Source organism: Methylobacterium nigriterrae, assembly GCF_037106235.1.
Taxonomy (GTDB): Bacteria; Pseudomonadota; Alphaproteobacteria; order Rhizobiales; family Beijerinckiaceae; genus Methylobacterium; species Methylobacterium nigriterrae.
In genome coordinates, this window is sequence record NZ_JBAWTG010000569.1 from 1 (window position 1) to 428 (window position 428).

The following is a 428-nucleotide window of genomic DNA, read 5'->3' on the forward strand; positions in this document are numbered from 1 at the left end:
GACGTGCCGGCGAAGAAGCCCGTTCCCGAGAAGGCGGCGCAGGCGCCCGCCCCGGCCGAGGCGAGGGCCGAGGCGCCGCGCCCGAAGGGGCAGGCCCCCAAGGAGCAGGGCCAGAGCCAGGCCGCGCGCGACCCGATCGGCGCCCTGATCCGCGCCGACGACACCACCGCCTCGGTGACCCCGAAATCCGACCGGGCCGTACTGCAGGCCCAGCGCGCCCTGTCCAAGCTCGGCTACGGCCCGATCAAGGCCGACGGCCTGATGGGCTCGAGCACACGCGCGGCGATCGAGAAGTTCGAGCGCGACCGCACGCGGCCCGTGAAGGGCGCGGCGGCCGGCCGCACCCTGCGCGAGCTCGCCGCGCGGGCCGGGCTGTCGCCCGGTTGACGCATGCTCCGCCGAAGCGCACCGGTTCGGCGCGAGACGAT

The 428-nt window shown here is 76.4% G+C and carries 1 protein-coding gene; it reads left to right on the forward strand.

Annotated elements, in window-relative coordinates; translation table 11 throughout:
• A partial coding sequence (locus WDW90_RS38280) for a peptidoglycan-binding domain-containing protein (RefSeq protein WP_336492899.1) occupies positions 1–387 on the forward strand: 387 nt, incomplete at its 5' end.
• Between the last annotated feature and the right edge of the window lie 41 nt (positions 388–428).